The sequence below is a fragment of the Bacillus cereus ATCC 14579 genome, assembly GCF_000007825.1.
Taxonomy (GTDB): domain Bacteria; phylum Bacillota; class Bacilli; order Bacillales; family Bacillaceae_G; genus Bacillus_A; species Bacillus_A cereus.
In genome coordinates, this window is the sequence record NC_004722.1 from 559,691 (window position 1) to 579,341 (window position 19,651).

A 19,651-nucleotide genomic window follows, 5' to 3' on the forward strand; every position below is an offset into this window, starting at 1 on the left:
ATTGTTTTATATATGTTAATTGTATAAAATGACACAAGTATCCACATTACATAAAGGAGGCTTATTATGCAAAAAATATTTAACTGGGTTAAATGTATGAGTATCAATAAAAAATTAATCATTTCATTTTTTATTATTTTAACTATACCAGGAATTATTATCGGTGGTGTTTCATATCAAACTGCCAAAACAAATTTTGAGCATCAAATGACAGATAAGGCAAAGGAGAATATTTCGATTTTAAATACTGTTATTTCTCAAAATATAGAAGAGAAATTTGTTGATGCGACGTACTTTGCAGACATCTTAACAGAGGATACATATCTAAATGGACAAGAAGAAATAGTAAGAACGAAGTTAGCACAATATATAAAGCTTCATCCAGAAGTAGAAGGTATTTATATTGGAACAGAGACGGGAAAGTTTATAAGAGAACCATTTATTCAAATGGCTGATGGGTATAATCCAACAGATAGATCTTGGTATAAAGAAGCACATGAAAATAAAGGGAAAGTAATTGTTACTGCGCCATATCAGTCAGCATCTACAAAAAATATGGTAGTGACGATTGCGAAAGAAGTAAAAGATGGTAAAGGTGTTATAGGAATTAATTTAAATTTAGATAACATCTTAAAAATTTCCAAAATGATTAACATTGGTGAAAAAGGTTATGCAGTTATTTTAGATCAAAATAAGCAAATTGTTAGTCATCCATCTAGAAAACCAGGTGCAAAAGTTACTGATCCTTGGATTAAACCAATTTATGAAGATAAACAAGGAAATGTGTCTTATACAGAACAAGATGATAAAAAGAATTTAATCTTTGCAACAAATGAGAAAACGGGCTGGAAAGTAGTTGGTGTTATGTTCGATGAAGAAATTACCCAAGCTGCCAGTCCAGTGTTTTATAAGACTTTGATTGTCATTGCTATCGCTATTGCATTTGGTAGTATATTAATTTATTTCATTACAAAGTCTATTACAAGGCCATTACGAAAAATAGCTGAATCGGCATATAAAATTAGTAAGGGAGATTTAACAGAGAAAATTACAATCCATTCCAAGGATGACATAGGGAAATTAGGGAATTCATTTAATGAAATGTCTACGTCTTTACAAGATGTTATTACCCAAATTAGCTTTTCAGCAGAACATGTTGCAGCATCGGCAGAAGAGTTAACAGCGAGCGTACAGCAAGCAAATGATGCGACAGATCAAATTACAATTGCAATGGAACAAGTATCAGGTGGGGCTGAATCACAAAGTCAAGGTGTTGAAGAAGGTGCGGCTACATTGCAACAAGTAAATACAGCAATTCAAGATGTAACTGGAAGCGCAGAGTCAATTTCTATTTCCTCATTACATGCGCGAGAAAGAGCTGAAGAGGGAGAAGATTTAGTTGAACAAACTGCAAAACAAATGCAGTCTATTTCTAGGTCGGTATCCGAGTCAGATGCTATTATTAAACTGCTTGATGAGAAATCAAAGCAAGTAGGAGCTATTTCTGAAGCAATTCAAAACATCGCAACTCAAACAAACTTATTAGCTTTAAATGCGGCTATTGAAGCAGCAAGAGCAGGTGAACAGGGGCGAGGATTTGCTATTGTAGCAGATGAGGTTAGAAAATTAGCAGAGCAATCAGGAGAGTCATCTGGAGAGATTGCAAATTTAATTGCAGAAATTAAGGCGGATATTGAACATACTGTTAAGGCGATGGATAATGTGAATGGAGAAGTTCAACAGGGCCTTGATGTTGTAACAAAAACGAAAGTAAGTTTTACGGAAATTTTAAGTTCTACTACACATATTGTTTCTCAAGTTAATCAAATGGTAGAAACAACGAAGAGAATTGCTGGGGATGCAAATGAAGTGACAAATGCTATTGATGAAATTGCAGCTGCTGCAGAAGAAAATACAGCTAGTATGCAAAGTGTTGCAGCTTCAACAGAAGAACAGGTTAATTCCATGGAGGAAATTAGTTCAGCTTCGCAAAACTTAGCTGAGATGGCAGAAGAACTACAAGCGATGACTAGTAAATTTAAAGTATAATAACAGCAGATAAGTAAGGTGAAAATAATATCACCTTACTTATTTTTCTATTCAGCAATTAGGGGAGTCATTAACGGGATGAAAAAAAGAAAAAGACTATGGAATTTATGGAAAACGATTACATTGTTAGTTTGTACAGTTGTAATTTTTTCTTTACTTGTGACAGATATATTAATTAGTCATAATGTAGAACGGACGACGGAGGATAGCCAAGCAGAGAAGGCAAAAACAATTGCACACATTGTGGCGAATGATTCGATTGTAATCGATGGTTTGGTTGGGAAAGCAGATACCTCTGCAATCCAAACGTATACAAATAGAATATTACAAAACACAGGTGTTCAGTTTATTGTAGTTATGGACATGAATGGAATAAGAAAGTCACATCCAAATCCTCAAAAAATAGGGCATCATTTTATTGGGGGAGATGAAGGGCCTGCATTGAAAGGAAAAGAACATGTATCGTTAGCAGAAGGAACTTTAGGTATTTCCATGCGAGTGTTTGTACCAATATTTTCTGAAACAGGTGAACAACTTGGAGCTGTGGCTGTTGGTATTTCAGCAGATAATGTAAAAGAGAGAGTTAAGGAAAGTAGACATATCATTTATATTGGTGTCGGAGTTGGTGTATTAGTCGGAATTATAGGAGCAATATTGCTAGCTAGACATATAAAGAAAAGTTTATTCGGTCTTGAGCCGCACAGGATAGCAAAAATTCTTGAAGAAAGAAATACGATGCTACAATCTGTAAAGGAAGGTATTATTGCTGTAGATAAAGAGGCTAGAGTAACATTAATTAATAATGAAGCGAAACGTCTATTTAAAAAAAGCGGACTTGAAGAAGATTTTATCGGTAAAGATGTTGAGTTGTATATGCCAAATTCACGTATAAAAGAAGTATTGCAAACGGGAGAAGTACAATTAAACGAAGAACAAAATATTTATGGAATTACGATTGTGACGAATCGAGTTCCTTTATATGTAAAAGGAGAAATAGTTGGTGCAATTGCAACATTTCGTGATAAAACAGAGATTAGAAAACTAGCAGAGGAACTAACTGGTATTAGACTATATGCAGAAGCATTACGGGCACAATCTCATGAGTTTATGAATAAGATGCATGTCGTATTAGGGCTTACACATATGAAGCAGTATGAAGAATTACAGAAGTATATAAGCGGCATGGTATCAGAGCATCAATATGAAATTGGTGGAGTTATGAAAAGAATAAAAAGTCCAGTATTTGCTGGTTTTTTACTAGGTAAGCTCAGCTATGCTAGAGAGAAAAATATAAAATTAATTATAAGTGAAGATTCTTATATGCCGGAAATAGATGATGAAAGTATTACTCATGAACTTATTACGATTGTCGGAAATTTAATTGATAATGCATTAGAGGCAGTTACGAATTGTGAAAAGAAGCGAGTTGAAGTTAAGATACAACATGGGGATATACTAACTATTACAGTACAAGATACGGGAAAAGGTATACAAGAAAAAGAAATAGAGCAATTATTTACGAAAGGTTATTCCACAAAGGGAGATAACCGCGGTTATGGTTTGTATCTTGTAAAAGAAAGTATACAGCGAATAAATGGGGAAATTCATATGCATTCATTAGTAGGTAAGGGAACAACGATAACAATTGAAATACCTAAAGGTAGGGATGAGAGGCAAATATGATTAAAGTTTTAATTGTAGAAGATGACCCGATGGTAGCAATGCTAAATACGCATTATTTAGAGCAAGTAGGAGGATTTGAACTTGTTCAAGCAGTTAACTCAGTAAAGTCGGCGATCGAAATATTAGAGAAATCACGAGTAGATTTAGTATTACTTGATATTTTTATGCCTGAAGAGACTGGTTTTGAGCTTTTAATGTATATCCGGAACCAAGAAAAAGAAATTGATATTATAATGATTTCAGCTGTACATGATATGGGAAGTATTAAAAAAGCATTACAATATGGTGTAGTAGATTATTTAATTAAACCATTTACATTTGAACGATTTAAAGAGGCATTAACTATATATCGAGAAAAACTTACTTTCATGAAAGAACAACAAAAAATTAGTCAATCGGAATTAGATTCGTTAATTTTACAAAAAGAAAAAAGGGAGCCTACTGTCACGAAAGAGCTTCCGAAAGGGTTAACGAAGCAAACGTTGCAATTAATTTGGCAGAAGATCGAGTCGTTGAATGGAAGAGTGTTTACAACAGATGAAATGGCACAATTAGTTGGAATTTCAAGAGTTTCTATTCGAAAATATGTAATGTTTTTGACTGACATTGGAGTGTTAGAAAACGAAATGATGTACCAACATGTGGGCAGACCTGTAAGTAAATTAAGATGTGTTGATCAAAAGAAAATAGAGTTTTACGTATAAGCGACTTAATATAAGTCGCTTATACTTTTTTTAATTACAAAATCAATTACAAAACTTACAAAAACTATTTTTACTATTGACAGCGTTTTAATATTGTTATTAAGACAACGAGGGGGTGCCATATGGGAATTCAAAAGAATGTGGAAGCGGTATCATTTTCTGAAGGAAATGAAGTACAAAGAGAATCTTTCGCTTCTAAAATTATGAATGTAAAAATCGGTGTTATACCTTTACCGTTATATGTAGTATTGGCTGCTATTATTTATGGGGCATCTGTATATAATAAATTGCCAGCAGATATGATTGGTGGATTTGCAGTTATTATGATCATGGGGATTTTCTTAGGCGATATTGGGATGAGAATTCCAATTTTAAAAAATATCGGCGGTCCAGCAATACTTTCGTTATTTATTCCATCATTACTTGTATTTTTTAACTGGATGAATCCAGCTTCAATGGAAGCTGCGACTATGTTAATGAAAAAATCGAACTTTTTATATTTATATATTTCTTGTTTAGTAGTCGGAAGTATTTTAGGAATGAACCGTAAAGTGTTAGTACAAGGTTTCGTTCGCATGTTTATTCCTTTAGTAGTAGGGACGTTAGCTTCTGTAGCAGTAGGGTTATTGGTCGGTTCATTATTTGGATTTGAAATGAAGCACACATTCTTCTTTATCATCGTACCAATTGTGAGTGGTGGTATCGGGGAAGGGATTTTACCATTGTCGCTAGCTTATAGTGATATTTTAAATGAATCATCAGCGACGTTTGTATCACAGCTTATTCCAGCAGCTATTATTGGAAATATGTTCGCAATTGTAAGTGCAGGGTATATGAAGCGTTTAGGTGAGAAGAAACCGGAGCTTAGTGGTAACGGTGTATTAGTGAAAACAGACAATCAAGCAGAATTATTAAAAGAACAAAATACAGAGAAGCCAATTGACTTCTCATTAATGGGAGCAGGTTTATTAATTGCGTGTACGTTCTTCATCTTTGGAGGATTTGCTTCTAAGTTCATCGGTATTCCTGGGGCAATCATTATGATTTTCTCAGCAGCACTTGTGAAATACTTTAAATTAATGCCAGCAAAAATGGAGCAAGGAGCATTCCATTTATATAAATTTATTTCGAAGAATTTAACTTGGCCTTTAATGGTTGGATTAGGATTGCTATATATTCCGTTAAAAGACGTAGCAGCAGTTCTTTCAGTAGGATATGTTGTTGTGTGCGCATCGGTTGTTCTTACAATGGTAGCATCAGGTTTTCTTGTAGGGAAAGTGATGAAGATGTATCCAGTTGAATCGGCGATTGTAACTGGATGTCATAGCGGTTTAGGCGGAACTGGAGATGTTGCTATTTTATCGGCTTCAAATCGTATGGAATTAATGCCGTTCGCGCAAATTTCAACTCGTTTAGGCGGGGCGGCAATGGTTGTAACGGCGACAATATTATTAAAAATGTTTTCATGATCAAACAAGCTAGCTATATTCATATAGCTAGCTTGTCAAATTAAGGGGAGATTATAAGTATGTTAGCAAATCAAATTAATGAAAGATCATTGTTATTGCATAAAGAATTAGTAGGGAAAATTGAAATTACAAGTAAAGTGGAGGTAAATTCAGCGGATGATTTAAGCCTGACGTATACACCAGGTGTAGCGGAGTCGTGTAAAGCAATTGCGGCAGATGAAGAAACAGTGTATGACTATACAGCACGTGGCAATATGGTGGCAGTTGTTTCAGATGGAACAGCGGTACTCGGTTTAGGAAACATTGGACCGAAAGCGGCTATGCCTGTTATGGAAGGAAAAAGTATTTTGTTTAAGAAGTTTGCGAATGTAGATGCTTTCCCATTATGTTTAGGCACAACGGATGTAGATGAAATCGTTACCCTTGTAAAAAATTTAGAGCCTACATTTGCAGGGATTAATTTAGAAGATATTGCAGCACCGCGTTGTTTTGAAATTGAAAAACGATTAAAAGAAGAAACGAATATTCCTGTATTCCATGATGATCAACATGGAACAGCTATTGTCGTTTTAGCAGCTGTTATTAATGCATTAAAAGTTGTTAGCAAACAAATGGATAATGTGAAAATCGTTATTAACGGTGCGGGTTCGGCAGGAATTGCAATTGGAAAATTATTATTAAAGGCTGGTGCAAAGCACATTACGTTAGTTAGCCTAGAAGGTATTGTTTGTGAAGGTGAAACATGGATGAACGAAGCACAAATTGAAGTTTCAAAAAAGACAAATCGTGAACATGTGCGTGGAACGTTAAAAGAAGCAATTCACCAAGCTGATATTTTTATTGGCGTATCTGCTCCTAACGTATTAACGAAAGAACTTGTACAGACGATGAATGAGAAAGCAATTGTGTTTGCAATGGCGAATCCAATTCCAGAAATCTTCCCTGAGGATGCATTAGAGGCTGGGGCAGCTGTAGTAGGAACTGGACGTTCGGATTATGCGAATCAAGTAAATAATGTATTGGCGTTTCCCGGAATATTCCGCGGTGCGTTAGATGTGCGCGCAACTGATATTACAGAAGAGATGAAATTAGCGGCAGCATATGGGATCGCTAACATCATTACTGATGAAGAACGTAATGCGAATTATGTAATCCCGAATCCATTAGATAAAAGAGTTGTTCCAAGTGTTGCAGAAGCAGTAGCGAAAGCAGCTATTGATTCAGGCGTGGCACAAATTACGAAAATACCACGTTATTAATAGCGAAAAGCAGTGCCTAAAAGGCACTGCTTTTTTGAGATAAGAAATCAAAATAATGAAGAAGTGTAGAATTATTTATGTTTCTTCACTATTTATTTAATTCCATTGCAACTTGTTTACCATTCACTAAAACCTCAGTTACTGCTACGATCACTTCTATCATTTTTTTCATCTCTCATCTCTCCTCGTTTCATTTCTTACTTTAAGTATAAGAGAAGAGAGATAATTCAACTATTGAAGTACATGACGTAGAAATTACATTGTTGTAAGAAAGTGGTTTATTTTTGTCACTTTACTCAGCAGTGATTACAAACTGATCATAATATTTTTCATTCACATATATATTTAATAACCATAATCCAGATGAAGGTAGTGACATAGTGAGAGGGAGTTCGTTTGTAGTAGAATAGATTGTATTTGAAGTAGTCCAAGTTTGTTTGGAAGTTTCTTTTTGAAAGAGTACTTGTGTCGGAGTTACAGATCCTTGTTTTAGCGCAATAATAGACAATTTTCCAGTTGGTATTTCAGAATCTAGAAAGTGCCACATTATTTCATTTTGTTCATTTGCGATAATAGGACTATCAGCCATTGCGACTTTACCTTCGATGCCTTTTAAAGGCATTTTTCCTTCTACGAAAGAAGGTGTTTCTTCCCAATTTACATCTTTTAAAACACTAAGGTGAAAGAAGGAAGGTGCGTTCACTTGAGTGGATGACGTTGCTATTACGTCTTTTTTTTGTTCTTTTGAATCCGGTTGCGTTTGTGTGCATCCAGTGATGAGGAAGGAGAGAAGTAGCATAGTTCCGATTTTTTTCATGGTGCCACACTCCTAGTTTTTATTGTTAGTGTAATTGTATTTGCTAGAAGGCGGGACAATTCCTTTAAAGTATAAAAAGAGGTCGTAAGTTTTGTACGACCTCTTTTGACATTTTTATCCCGTAAAAGCCCGATTGGTGTAGGTTAATAATTAGTGGGAGATAGTCCCCACTAATTAAAGTTTCATTTTATATTTGTTCCGTTGTATAGGTTGGTTCGGTTTCTTTTTGAGGCATCGTCAAAAAAATAACGGACAGAACGATACATACGCCGCCTAATAATTGATATGTTCCAAAAGATTCATTTAGCCAAGTGATTGAAACGATGGCAGCTACAAGGGGTTCAATGCTAGATAAAATGCTTGTTTCTGTTGCTGCTAAATATTTAAGACTACCGATATATAGAAGGAAAGAAAGGGTACCACTAATAATGATAAGAATAAGCATAGAAAAAGTTTTTAGTGTAAGGGTTTGTGAAAATTGATTCCACCCGAATGAACGATTATAAATAAGTAGTGCAATTCCTCCGATTAACATCCCCCAACCAATTACTACAGTTGTCCCGCATTCTTTAATGAGAGAAGCCGGATGAAGGGTATAAAATGCAAATCCGATTGCTGTTAATAGTCCAAAAATAATAGCTTCTTTGGATAAAACAATATTTTCAATTGAGCCATTTGTAATAATAAAGTATGTTCCTATTAGCGCGGCTATAATTGCGAATAGTTGCATGGAAGCAGGGAATTTTCTTTGTTCAAATGCAACATACATGGTAATAAGAACAGGACCTAGAAATTGAAATAGCGTTGCTGTGACTGCATTACTAATATGAACCGTTTCGATAAAGGCGTATTGCGCACCGAGCATGCCGAGAATAGAAAAAATAATAAGTTGTATAGAATATCTAGGGTGTTTCCAAATTTGAAATATATTTTGTTTCTTTATAAGTAAGAAAGACAAAATAAATATTCCTGCAAGCAACAATCGAATTGTTAAAAAATCAATTGAGGATACATTAGTATGCTGAAATAGCCACTGAATCATTGGACCAGATAATCCCCATAATGTAGCCCCTGTAATAATCATAATAAGTCCGATACGTCTACCATTGTTCATTATCATGTTTCTCCTCTCCGGTATTTGATTTTTTATGTGTGACATGATAATAGGAATTATATATAACTTCTGGTACTGTAAAAAGTATCAGATTTTAGTTTTATTAAGGGGTCAGATACTATGTTAGAATTAACGCCTAATTTAAATATGAATAGTAAAAAGGCATTATATGTGCAATTGTATGAGTATATAAAAAAAGAGATTAAAGATGGATCAATTGTCCCTTTTACGAAATTACCGGCTAAGCGAAAGTTAGCGATACATTTACAAGTAAGTAAAAATACAGTAGAGGCAGCGTACGAACAATTACTTGCAGAAGGTTATATTGAGTCGATATCGAGAAAAGGTTATTTTGTATGCAAGATTGAGCAAATGGCTCATGTAGAGGATAGCGGAGAGAGAATAGAAGAAGTACCGTTTCAGGAGAAGAGTTATAAATTTGATTTTACACAAACAGGAATTGATACAAATGCTTTTCCATTCAATATGTATCGGAAAATTGTAAATGAAATATGGCAGCCGCATAATAACGAACTTCTCTTTCTAGGACACCCTCAAGGAGAAGCGAGCTTAAGAGAAGAGATTACGAATTATTTGTATGAATCTAGAGGTGTACGTTGTTCAGCTAGTCAAATTGTATTAGGAGCGGGAACACAAATATTAGTGAAACTGTTGTTTCAATTGTTAAAGGGAAGCAATTATGCAGTTGAAAACCCAGGGTATCATAGAAAGATGGTTGTTTTTGAACAGGGAGAAGCAAGAGTCCAAATGTTATCTTTAGATAGAGATGGAATTTGTATTGCAGATTTAGAAAATAGCAATGCGAATGTTGTATTTGTTACACCTTCCCATCAGTTTCCGTATGGAATGATTATGCCTATTACGAGAAGGATGCAACTTTTACAATGGGCCAAGAAAAAAGAGAGCAGGTATATTATTGAAGATGATTATGATAGTGAATTTCGCTATTCTGGAAAGCCTATACCGGCGCTGCAAGGGTTAGATACAGAGGGGAAAGTTATTTATATGGGGACGCTATCTAAAGCATTATTACCATCGCTACGGATGAGCTATATGGTGTTGCCGAAGAAATTAATTAAAAAGTATCAACAGCAATATTTATTTTATACACAAAGTGTTTCAAGAATGGACCAAGAAGTGATTAGAAGATTTTTAAATGAAGGCTATTGGGAAAAACATATTCATAAAATGCGTGTCGTCTACCGAAAGAAGAGAGATCGACTTGTTTTTGAAATAGAGAAGTATTTCTCTAATCGTGTTGAAGTGATAGGAGAAGATTCAGGATTACACATTTTATTAAAAGTGCATAATGGAATGCGGGAAGAAGAATTAATTCAAGAAGCTGCGAAACATAGTATCAAAATATATCCTGTGTCTACGTACTATAAAGACGATACTGCACCTGAAAATGTAGTTTTACTTGGGTTTGCGATATTATCAGAGGAAGAAATTGCGAAAGCGATTCAATTATTACACACGGCATGGTTTACAAGAAAGTAAAAAACATCCTCCAAACATGAGGATGTTTTTTATTATTTATTTTCATCTAAGAATAAGACCATATGCTCTTCGTCCCAATATTGTCCGTTATATTTTAATGAACGTTCTTGTACACCGAATGTTTTAAAACCTAATGATTCATAAAGTTTTTTCGCTCCATCGTTGCCAACAACAACATCAAGCATAACTTGTTCTACTTCTAAAGATTTAGCAAGCTCAAGACATTCTTTAATAAGTGCTTTTCCTGCTCCAAGTCCGCGCGCTTTTGGAGATACATATACAGAACCGATTTTAGCTTTATGTTCTTGTTTTACATATGGTTTCGTTTCCAGTGTTGCAACCCCGATTAATTTTCCATCTTTAAATGCACCTAGCGTATAGTTTTCATCTTGTGCTAATTTTTGTGCTTTATATTCAATCGCACACTCTTTATTAATAATATCTTCATAAGAAGAGCTGAATGCTTCAGGGTTTTGCTTTAATCCTTCTACGCGAAGTTCTAAGTAAATTTCTGCTTCGTCTTTTGTTAATACATGGATATCCAATTATATCACCCTCCAAATCTTTGCAAATGTACCTTTATTTTATATTGAAATAAGAATAATTTCAAAAGCTTAGCTTATATGAGCTGTTTTTATGAACAAAATAACACCAGTAGTGTTTACTGCTACTGGTGTTTTCACACGCATATTATTCAAAAGGTAGCTCGATTATAAAGTTTGTTCCCGCTCCTAATTGGCTTGTTACTAGAATAGAACCGTTATGCAATTCTACAATTTCCTTTGCAACAGCTAGCCCGATACCTTTTCCGCCTGTAGCTCGTGTTCTAGATTTATCGACACGATAAAAACGGTCAAATATATGCGGGATATCTTCTTCAGGAATACCTTCACCTTCATCTTGTACACTTATTGTAAAAGAATCTGTTTCCATGAGTACACGTATCGTAATGGCTGTGTTTTCTGGCGAATGTTGATAAGCGTTGTGTAATAAATTTAACATAACTTGTTCCATACGTCTTTCGTCTATACAAACTTCTAAATCATCTTTGCAATATACATGAAGTTGCATTTGCTTATTTGTTAATGTTGTTTTTGTTTTTTCTACCATTCGTTCTAAAAATGGCTGAAGAAGCACTTTTTGTTTTTTTATAACAAATTGGTGTTGTTCTAATTGTACAAGCATAAATAAATCTTGGACGAGATCGGTTACACTATCCGTTTCATCCTCAATAATTTGTAAGTATTCTTCTCGCTCCTCTTTTGTTAAAGAGTCTCTCTTTGCTACCTTCGCATAACCTTTCATATAGGTCAATGGAGTTAATAGTTCATGAGCGACACTAGCGAGAAATTCATTGCGCTCTTTTTTCATATACGTAAGTTCACTCGATAAATCTTCAATTGTTTTTGCTAAACTTCCGAGTTCATCATTTCGTTTAATACCTAATTGAATTGGCTTGTTTAATTTTGACATTTTTTCTGTCGCTCTCTTCATTTTTACAAGTGGTTCTGTAATAACGCGTGAAAAAACAAAGACAGAAATTGTTGTTAAAATAATTGTTAAAACGCTAATGATAAGAAATTGGTTCATGAGTTTAAGTAACATATTTTCTAGGAAAGATGTTTTTAATAACATATATAGCTTTCCTTGAAACTTTGTTGTGTTAAGTGGGCTTACTGTTGTGATGAACTTTGATTTTTTCCAGTTCCTTTCAACGACCAATCCGCCGTCTGGGACAGTTTCTGTTTTACAAGTAAGTTGTTTTTGCATATCTTTTGTTACGGGTTCTGAGGTCGAAATAATTTTGCCATTATGGTCAGTAATAATGATAGCTATATCGGAGTTAGAAATTGATTCCGATTCAACTAAGTGTGCAGCCTCATTCGTAATATCGAACTCAGGGTACACAGGACGTTTAGGATTTTTATTATGTTCAGCGTGTTTCATTTCTTTATAATATTCATCCCGTCTCTCGCGGCTTTTAATTTTTTTACTATAGCGATTACCTTTCTCTAAAAGAGCATCTGTTTCCTCTACAATACGCATTTTTGAAAGGCTTTTATAAAAAGATACGAAAGCAATTGTTTCAATACATAAAGCTAATATTAAAAAGTATGTCCCAATTTTAAGGGAAAGTTTACTCATTTTTTCACCATACCTTATTCATAATAAAGAGTCAGTGGTATACGATTTCCCACTGACCGAAGTAATTATTCACTTTTCCATTTATATCCGACTTTATAGACCGTTTCTAGGTAATCTTCAATCGGAAATCCTTTTTTGCGTAGTTTATCACGGATATTACGAATGTGTGAGTCAATTGTTCTATATTCGATATCTGTTTCATAGCCCCAAATTTTTTCGATTAAATCATCTCGGCTATAAGCACGGTTTGTATTTTGTAAAAATAGTCCGAGTAACGAAAATTCGATAGGAGTTAATGAGATTTTTTCATCATAAACTGTGACAGTATGTTTCGTTTTATCCCACTCAATACCATTGAAACTAACAAAGCCATCTTTTTTTGTACGGCGTAATATAGCCTCGATTCGTGCGACTAATACATGCTCATCAAATGGTTTTGTAATATAATCATCTGCGCCCATCGTGAGGCCTTTCACCATATCGTAGTTTTGGTTGCGAGCTGTTAACATAATGATAGGAACGTTGGAAATTTGACGAATTTGATAGCAAGTATCCCATCCATCCATACTTGGCATCATAACATCTAATAAAATAATATCGAATTCTTTTTGTTCGATTAATTTTAGTGCTTCAAGGCCAGAGGTAGCTTTCATACAAAAATAGCCGCGAGGGCTTAAGAACAGATCTAATAATCGTAACATACGTTCTTCATCGTCTACTAATAAAATTTTTACCATAATCTTGTGCACCCCAAACTGTTCATTCTACTTGTATAGTTTACATGAAAATAATAAAAAACTCTTTTTATGTGATTGAATGGAGGGCTGATTTTTTCGCTCAGAGTAATTGACATAAAAAATGCACTAGTTTTGCACAACTATTTTTTATAATAGAAAACGTAGCGACACAAAATACCCTATGTTGCGACATAACGTCATGTCATTTTATTTATAAAATGACAATTCCATTCTATTGTGTATGTGAGATAGAGAGGGTTTTCGTATTCACCTCGCATCGGATAAGAAAAATTTCCTATCTCACACTTTTTTTAAAAGGAGATCATACACATGAATTCAAAAGAAGAAATTTCAAAAAAAGAAAAGCAAGATCGTAATACGGTTGTCATGTGCGTTGCCGTATCTATGGTTATTATTATAAGTTGCGTAAATAAAATTTTGGGGATTTTATAATATAAAAAAAAGCTGATTGCTTCTTAAGAAGCAATCAGCTTTTTTCATTGTTAGGGGGAGTGTTCATATAATAAACCAAGGTAAAATTGCTAATCCAGAAGTTACAATTGCTGTAGTAAATATTAAAAGCATAGCTCGTTTGTTTTGTTTCATGTCACATTCTCCTCTACATATCAAGTACATGCGATCAGCGTGGGATGTAGTTCCCCACTGAGTAAAGTTTCACTTTATATTTTTAGTATAATGAATGGAAAGGTTTGGTACGATCGATAAAGGTGACATGAAGATTACATTGTTGTAATGAAAAAAGCATCTTTCTTAATAAAAAGATGCTTTTGGAAAACTATATTGAAGTATTAATCATTTAAGAACAGAACCATATGTTCCTCGTCCCAATATTGACCGTTATGTTTTAATGAACGCTCTTGTACGCCGTAAGTTTGGAAACCTAATGACTCATATAATTTTTTTGCTGCATCGTTACCAACTACAACATCGAGCATAAGTTGTTCTACATGTAATTTATCGGCATTTTCAATAATTGCTTTAATTAGAGCTCGTCCTGCTCCAAGGCCACGCGCTTTTGGGGAAACAAAAACGGAGCCAATTTTTGCTTTATGTTCTTGTTTAATGAAAGGCTTTGTTTCTAAAGTAGCGATACCAATTAAATCGTTATCTTTGAAGACCCCTAGAGTATACTTATCCGGATTGCTTAATCGTTTTGCCATAGCAGCTACAGGATCCTCATGTTTCAAAACATCTTCATAGGAAGAGCTAAAAGCTTCCGGGTTCTTCGTTAAACCTTCCATACAAACTTTTAAATATATTTCTGCGTCCTCTGTCGTTAATAAGCGAATTTCCATAGTTGTAACCTCCTTGGTCGATTTCAAATAAAATAAATCCATTACTTTTATAAGAGTGTGTATGTGTTTTGTTAGCAGTCTCTTTTAATTTGTAAAAGAATGAAAAGATATATGCTACAATGTTTTGTTTTTTAATATGTAATGAAATTATATATTAACTTTATTAACTATTCAAGCCTTTAATATATTACATTTTCATAACTAAAATAACTCCTCAATTGAGGAGTTATTTTAGTTATTCGATTGATAACCATCAATTCGATGTGGATGTGTGTAAATATTGCAGGATTCATTTCTGATAAATCCTACGACTGTAATGCCTAAATCGTGAGCGAGTTGCAATGCTAGTTTTGTTGGGGCAGATTTAGATAGAACAATTTCACATCCGATTTTTGAAACTTTGAGTAAAATTTCAGATGAAATACGTCCGCTAAATGCGATAATTTTTCCTTTAACAGATATATCGTTGCGTAAACAATGACCATATATTTTATCTAATGCATTATGTCTGCCAATATCCATTCTTGATAGGAGGATTTTGTTTCGATCACAGAGCGCGGTATTGTGAACACCGCCGGTTTGGCGAAAGGTAGTGGAAGATTGTTGTAACGTATTCATTAAGTAAAAACATTCTTCAGGAGTAATTTTTACATGTATATCATGTAAGTCTTTTGCTTTTGCTGCATCGTTTACGAAAATAAAACCTTGTCTACCTTTTCCGCAGCAAGAAGTGACGTATCGTTTATTATATAAAGTTTGATAGAGCGGATTCACTTTTGATGATTTTACATGGACAATTCCGTTATCTTTTTGAACCCATAGTTCTTCAACATCGTTATAGGAAGAAATAATCCCCTCGGAAATTAAAAAACCAATTACCATATCTTCAATATAATTTGGTGTGCATACGACTGTTACATATTCTTCACCATTCAATTTAATAGTAATAGGAGATTCTGTAACAATCTCATCAAGTTGTTTTGAAAATGTACCAGATTGATAACGTACAATTGTATAAGTCTCTTGCGTAGGCCCCATATTTAATTCCCCTTTTATATGTATTTCTCTCCCACATTTATCATAAAACAATGGGAAAAATAAAAACACCTATTAACAAGAAGATCACAGATTATTTTGGTTATTATTGTATATGTACGATATAATAGAACTGTAGAATAGTGATATTTTCAAGCTTTCGTAGTTATACCTTATAACATCTAGAATCGACTTCATAAGAAAGTATTTGGGTAGAGCGTTTCAAAAATATGTACAGTAATGCGATTTTGAAAACGGATTCATGATTGTGTTGTACAGTTGGTTGTAAGGAGAGGGGAAACTATGGCAGAACAGACAGTCCGTGTAACCGTCGATGGTAAAGAATTTTCTGCATCAGGTGAAAAGACGATACTACAATTATTTAACGAGAGTAATTTGGAACATCCTCAAATTTGTCATGTACCAGAAGTAGATCCAATTCAAACTTGTGATACGTGTATTGTAGAAGTAAATGGAAAGTTATTGCGTGCTTGTTCAACGAAATTAGAGAACGGTATGCATATCGAAAGGCAGTCCCAGCGTGCAAAAGAGGCACAGACTGAGGCAATGGATCGAATATTAGAGAATCATCTACTGTATTGTACCGTTTGTGATAACAATAATGGTAACTGTAAAGTCCACAATACAGTACATATGATGGGAATTGAGGAACAGAAATATCCGTATGAGCCAAAAGTAAGTGCGTGTGAAGTGGATATGTCACATCCGTTTTATCGATATGATCCAAATCAATGTATTGCTTGTGGACAGTGTGTAGAAGTATGTCAAAACTTACAGGTTAATGAAACAATATCGATAGACTGGAGCTTAGACCGTCCACGTGTTATATGGGACAATGGTGTAAGTATAAATGAATCATCTTGTGTAAGTTGCGGGCAATGTGTAACAGTATGTCCATGTAATGCGTTGATGGAGAAATCAATGTTAGGTGAAGCTGGATTCATGACTGGATTGAAACCGGATGTGTTAGATCCGATGATTGATTTTGTAAAGGATGTAGAGCCGGGATATAGTAGTATTTTAGCAGTTTCAGAAGTAGAGGCTGCGATGCGTAAGACGAAAGTGAATAAAACAAAAACAGTTTGTACATTTTGTGGTGTAGGTTGTTCATTTGAAGTATGGACGAAAGACCGCCACATTTTGAAAGTGCAGCCTGTTTCAGATGCGCCGGTTAACGGTATTTCAACATGTGTAAAAGGCAAATTTGGATGGGATTTTGTAAACAGTGAAGATCGTATTACAAAGCCATTAATTCGCCAAGGAGATATGTTTGTTGAAGCTTCATGGGAAGAGGCTCTTGAAGTTGTTGCATCCAATATGCAGCATATTAAATCAGAATATGGAAGTGATGCATTTGGGTTTATTTCTTCTTCGAAAGTAACGAATGAAGAAAATTATCTTATGCAAAAACTAGCCCGTCAAATATATGGAACGAATAATGTAGACAACTGTTCCCGTTATTGTCAATCTCCAGCAACAGACGGTTTATTTAAAACTGTCGGTATGGGCGGGGACGCTGGAACAGTGAAAGATATTGCGGAAGCAGGCCTTGTCATTATCGTTGGAGCAAATCCGACAGAAGGACATCCTGTACTTGCAACGCGTGTAAAACGTGCTCATAAATTACATGACCAAAAATTAATTGTGGCGGATCTTCGTAAACATGAAATGGCAGAGCGTGCGGATTTATTCATTCATCCGCGCCAAGGAACAGATTACGTATGGCTCGCTGGTATTACGAAATATATTATTGATCAAGATTGGCACGATAAAAAGTTCATAGCTGAAAATGTGAAGAATTTTGATGAATATAGCAAAATGGTAGAAAAGTATACGCTTGATTATACAGAAGAAATTACGGGGATTTCGAAAGAAAATCTGAAAGAAATGGCTCGTATGGTATATGAAGCAGATGGTACTTGTGTACTTTGGGGAATGGGTGTAACGCAAAATACTGGAGGAAGTACAACTTCAGCAGCAATTTCAAATCTATTGCTTGTTACGGGTAATTATCGTCGTCCTGGTGCAGGAGCATATCCATTACGCGGACATAATAACGTACAAGGCGCTTGTGATATGGCAACATTACCAAACTGGCTTCCAGGTTACCAAGCGGTTTCAGATGATGCGCTCCGTGCGAAATTTGAAAAAGCATACGGTACTACAATTCCGAAAGCACCAGGCTTAAATAATATTGCAATGTTACTTGCGGCAGATGAAGGAAAACTGCGTGGTATGTATGTTATGGGTGAAGAAATGGCTTTAGTAGATTCGAATGCCAACCATGTACAACATATTTTAGCGAATTTAGATTTCCTTGTTGTTCAAGATATGTTCTTATCGAAAACAGCTCGTTTTGCTGATGTTATTTTACCGGCAGCACCAAGCTTAGAAAAAGAGGGAACATTTACGAATACAGAGCGCCGTATTCAAAGATTATATGAAGTATTGAAGCCGCTTGGTGATTCAAAGCCAGACTGGTGGATTTTACAAAAAGTAGCTCGTGCACTTGGCGGGGACTGGAATTATGAAAATCCAAGTGAAATCATGGATGAAATTGCATCGCTTGCACCTTTATATTCTCAGGCAACATACGATCGTTTAGAAGGATGGAATAGTTTATGTTGGGGTAGCCATGATGGTAGCGATACACCACTATTATATGTGGACGGATTTAACTTCCCAGATAAACTAGCTCGTCTATCATTAGATGAATGGGTACCACCAGTTGTAGCGCCAGATGAGTATGATTTACTTTTAAATAATGGTCGTATGTTAGAACATTTCCATGAAGGGAATATGACGAATAAATCGGCTGGTATTTTATCTAAAGTATCTGAAGTGTTCGTTGAAATCTCGCCTGAACTTGCCCTAGAGCGCAATGTGAAAGATGGTGGTCTTGTAGAATTAGCATCACCATTTGGGAAAATTAAAGTACAGGCACTTGTTACAGATCGTGTAATGGGGAAAGAGCTATATTTACCGATGCATGCAACGGTAAATGAAGAGGCAATCAATATTTTAACTGGAACGGCGACAGATCTTTATACGTGTACACCAGCGTACAAACAAACGATGGTAAAGATGCGTGTATTACGTGAAAAAGGGAATCGTCCGTTACCATCTTCAAACCCGAGAGATAAAAAGCGTAATCCGCAAAACGGTGTTGAAATTCAGCAAAAATGGCAAAGAAAACAATACGTATCACTTGTGGACTAGGGGGCGGAGATAGTGGCGAAAGAAATTACTGTAATTAAAAAGAAAGTTGTAACAGAGGAAGAACAGAAACAGCAAGTAGCAGATGAACTTCTAAATGAGCTATCTAATAATCGTGAAGCAGTAGAAGAAACGATGCAGCTTTTAGCACAGTTGCAGAAGGCCGGTATATTAGATGCGGCAATTAGTTTACTTGCTGCGAAGGAAGATGTTTCAAAAATCGCTGTGGAGCAATTAAATCGTGAACCCGTTAAAAATGCGTTAAATAATATGATGGGGGCAGGAGAAGCGTTATCTTCAGTTGACCCAGAAATAACGAAGCAAATTACGTCAAGTTTAGTTACAGGATTGCAATTTGCAACAGACGAATTAAATAGTGGTAAAAAAACAAAAGTGATGGATTTCTTTAAAGTATTAAAAGATCCAGATATCAATAGAGCTATTACATTCGGTTTTAGCTTCTTGAAAGCATTTGGACAAGGGTTAGAGAAAAAATAGAATAGATGAAAAAGTGATGGGAAGTAGCCATCACTTTTTTCATTATATGTATAAGAGTGTTCATGTT

General features: G+C 35.0%; 16 protein-coding genes. 9 read left to right on the plus strand and 7 right to left on the minus strand.

Annotation, left to right across the window (positions count from 1 at the left end):
• Window positions 1-207 precede the first annotated feature (207 nt).
• From BC_RS02890 to BC_RS02910, 5 genes are all read left to right on the plus strand, one after another.
• Entirely contained in the window at window positions 208-2,049 is a 1,842-nt protein-coding gene (locus tag BC_RS02890; RefSeq protein ID WP_017656628.1) for a methyl-accepting chemotaxis protein, read from the plus strand.
• 78 nt (window positions 2,050-2,127) lie between these two features.
• A complete protein-coding gene (locus BC_RS02895) occupies window positions 2,128-3,732 on the plus strand; it encodes a sensor histidine kinase (RefSeq protein WP_000746421.1) in 1,605 nt (534 codons plus the stop codon).
• Window positions 3,729-4,436 carry a response regulator gene (locus BC_RS02900; protein WP_000598666.1) on the plus strand — a complete coding sequence of 236 codons (708 nt, stop codon included), beginning with the start codon at window positions 3,729-3,731 and terminating at the stop codon, window positions 4,434-4,436. Before BC_RS02895 ends, BC_RS02900 begins: the two co-directional genes overlap by 4 nt.
• 122 nt (window positions 4,437-4,558) lie before the next feature.
• Window positions 4,559-5,905, plus strand: a complete 1,347-nt coding sequence (locus BC_RS02905) for a 2-hydroxycarboxylate transporter family protein (RefSeq protein WP_000512722.1) — start codon at window positions 4,559-4,561, stop codon at window positions 5,903-5,905.
• A gap of 59 nt (window positions 5,906-5,964) precedes the next feature.
• Entirely contained in the window at window positions 5,965-7,164 is a 1,200-nt protein-coding gene (locus BC_RS02910; protein ID WP_000880780.1) for an NAD(P)-dependent malic enzyme, read from the plus strand.
• A 292-nt stretch (window positions 7,165-7,456) separates the two neighbouring features.
• Here the strand turns inward: BC_RS02910 and BC_RS02915 are convergent, their stop codons facing one another.
• Both BC_RS02915 and BC_RS02920 read right to left on the minus strand, forming a co-directional pair.
• Window positions 7,457-7,981 (minus strand): DUF4871 domain-containing protein, encoded by a 525-nt coding sequence (locus BC_RS02915; RefSeq protein WP_000719694.1) that lies wholly within the window; start codon window positions 7,979-7,981, stop codon window positions 7,457-7,459.
• Window positions 7,982-8,168: 187 nt separating this feature from the next.
• On the minus strand, window positions 8,169-9,095 hold the full coding sequence (locus tag BC_RS02920) for a DMT family transporter (RefSeq protein ID WP_001059054.1): 927 nt from the start codon (window positions 9,093-9,095) through the stop codon (window positions 8,169-8,171).
• Between the two features lie 120 nt (window positions 9,096-9,215).
• Between BC_RS02920 and BC_RS02925 the strand changes: the two genes are divergently transcribed.
• Window positions 9,216-10,616 carry a PLP-dependent aminotransferase family protein gene (locus BC_RS02925; RefSeq protein WP_000891874.1) on the plus strand — a complete coding sequence of 467 codons (1,401 nt, stop codon included), beginning with the start codon at window positions 9,216-9,218 and terminating at the stop codon, window positions 10,614-10,616.
• A gap of 32 nt (window positions 10,617-10,648) precedes the next feature.
• Here the strand turns inward: BC_RS02925 and BC_RS02930 are convergent, their stop codons facing one another.
• The 3 genes from BC_RS02930 to BC_RS02940 all read right to left on the minus strand — a co-directional run bounded on the left by BC_RS02930 (window position 10,649) and on the right by BC_RS02940 (window position 13,498).
• On the minus strand, window positions 10,649-11,161 hold the full coding sequence (locus BC_RS02930; protein ID WP_000351212.1) for a GNAT family N-acetyltransferase: 513 nt from the start codon (window positions 11,159-11,161) through the stop codon (window positions 10,649-10,651).
• 145 nt (window positions 11,162-11,306) lie between these two features.
• The gene (locus BC_RS02935; RefSeq protein ID WP_000041022.1) at window positions 11,307-12,761 is read right to left on the minus strand and encodes a HAMP domain-containing sensor histidine kinase; all 1,455 of its coding nucleotides are present in this window, start codon (window positions 12,759-12,761) and stop codon (window positions 11,307-11,309) included.
• 65 nt (window positions 12,762-12,826) lie between these two features.
• Window positions 12,827-13,498 (minus strand): response regulator transcription factor, encoded by a 672-nt coding sequence (locus BC_RS02940; RefSeq protein ID WP_000238957.1) that lies wholly within the window; start codon window positions 13,496-13,498, stop codon window positions 12,827-12,829.
• A gap of 330 nt (window positions 13,499-13,828) precedes the next feature.
• Between BC_RS02940 and BC_RS28145 the strand changes: the two genes are divergently transcribed.
• The gene (locus BC_RS28145; RefSeq protein WP_001085006.1) at window positions 13,829-13,951 is read left to right on the plus strand and encodes a hypothetical protein; all 123 of its coding nucleotides are present in this window, start codon (window positions 13,829-13,831) and stop codon (window positions 13,949-13,951) included.
• Between the two features lie 356 nt (window positions 13,952-14,307).
• On the opposite strand, the gene BC_RS02945 is transcribed toward BC_RS28145, so the two are convergent.
• Together BC_RS02945 and fdhD are read right to left on the minus strand one after the other, a co-directional pair.
• A complete protein-coding gene (locus tag BC_RS02945; RefSeq protein WP_000405875.1) occupies window positions 14,308-14,814 on the minus strand; it encodes a GNAT family N-acetyltransferase in 507 nt (168 codons plus the stop codon).
• Window positions 14,815-15,045: 231 nt separating this feature from the next.
• Window positions 15,046-15,852, minus strand: a complete 807-nt coding sequence (gene fdhD / locus BC_RS02950) for a formate dehydrogenase accessory sulfurtransferase FdhD (protein WP_000529239.1) — start codon at window positions 15,850-15,852, stop codon at window positions 15,046-15,048.
• A gap of 300 nt (window positions 15,853-16,152) precedes the next feature.
• Between fdhD and fdhF the strand changes: the two genes are divergently transcribed.
• Window positions 16,153-19,089 (plus strand): formate dehydrogenase subunit alpha, encoded by a 2,937-nt coding sequence (gene fdhF, locus BC_RS02955; RefSeq protein ID WP_000840679.1) that lies wholly within the window; start codon window positions 16,153-16,155, stop codon window positions 19,087-19,089.
• 12 nt (window positions 19,090-19,101) lie between these two features.
• Window positions 19,102-19,584 (plus strand): DUF1641 domain-containing protein, encoded by a 483-nt coding sequence (locus tag BC_RS02960; RefSeq protein ID WP_001040540.1) that lies wholly within the window; start codon window positions 19,102-19,104, stop codon window positions 19,582-19,584.
• Window positions 19,585-19,651 lie beyond the last annotated feature (67 nt).

Excerpts from the sequence above, each read along its gene's own strand:
- BC_RS02890 (WP_017656628.1), top strand. The coding sequence starts at position 208 with ATGACAGATAAGGCAAAGGAGAATATTTCGATTTTAAATACTGTTATT.
- BC_RS02895 (WP_000746421.1), top strand. The coding sequence starts at position 2,128 with ATGAAAAAAAGAAAAAGACTATGGAATTTATGGAAAACGATTACATTG.
- BC_RS02900 (WP_000598666.1), top strand. The coding sequence starts at position 3,729 with ATGATTAAAGTTTTAATTGTAGAAGATGACCCGATGGTAGCAATGCTA.
- BC_RS02905 (WP_000512722.1), top strand. The coding sequence starts at position 4,559 with ATGGGAATTCAAAAGAATGTGGAAGCGGTATCATTTTCTGAAGGAAAT.
- BC_RS02910 (WP_000880780.1), top strand. The coding sequence starts at position 5,965 with ATGTTAGCAAATCAAATTAATGAAAGATCATTGTTATTGCATAAAGAA.
- BC_RS02915 (WP_000719694.1), bottom strand. The coding sequence starts at position 7,981 with ATGAAAAAAATCGGAACTATGCTACTTCTCTCCTTCCTCATCACTGGA.
- BC_RS02920 (WP_001059054.1), bottom strand. The coding sequence starts at position 9,095 with ATGAACAATGGTAGACGTATCGGACTTATTATGATTATTACAGGGGCT.
- BC_RS02925 (WP_000891874.1), top strand. The coding sequence starts at position 9,216 with ATGTTAGAATTAACGCCTAATTTAAATATGAATAGTAAAAAGGCATTA.
- BC_RS02935 (WP_000041022.1), bottom strand. The coding sequence starts at position 12,761 with ATGAGTAAACTTTCCCTTAAAATTGGGACATACTTTTTAATATTAGCT.
- BC_RS02940 (WP_000238957.1), bottom strand. The coding sequence starts at position 13,498 with ATGGTAAAAATTTTATTAGTAGACGATGAAGAACGTATGTTACGATTA.
- BC_RS28145 (WP_001085006.1), top strand. The coding sequence starts at position 13,829 with ATGAATTCAAAAGAAGAAATTTCAAAAAAAGAAAAGCAAGATCGTAAT.
- BC_RS02945 (WP_000405875.1), bottom strand. The coding sequence starts at position 14,814 with ATGGAAATTCGCTTATTAACGACAGAGGACGCAGAAATATATTTAAAA.
- fdhD (WP_000529239.1), bottom strand. The coding sequence starts at position 15,852 with ATGGGGCCTACGCAAGAGACTTATACAATTGTACGTTATCAATCTGGT.
- fdhF (WP_000840679.1), top strand. The coding sequence starts at position 16,153 with ATGGCAGAACAGACAGTCCGTGTAACCGTCGATGGTAAAGAATTTTCT.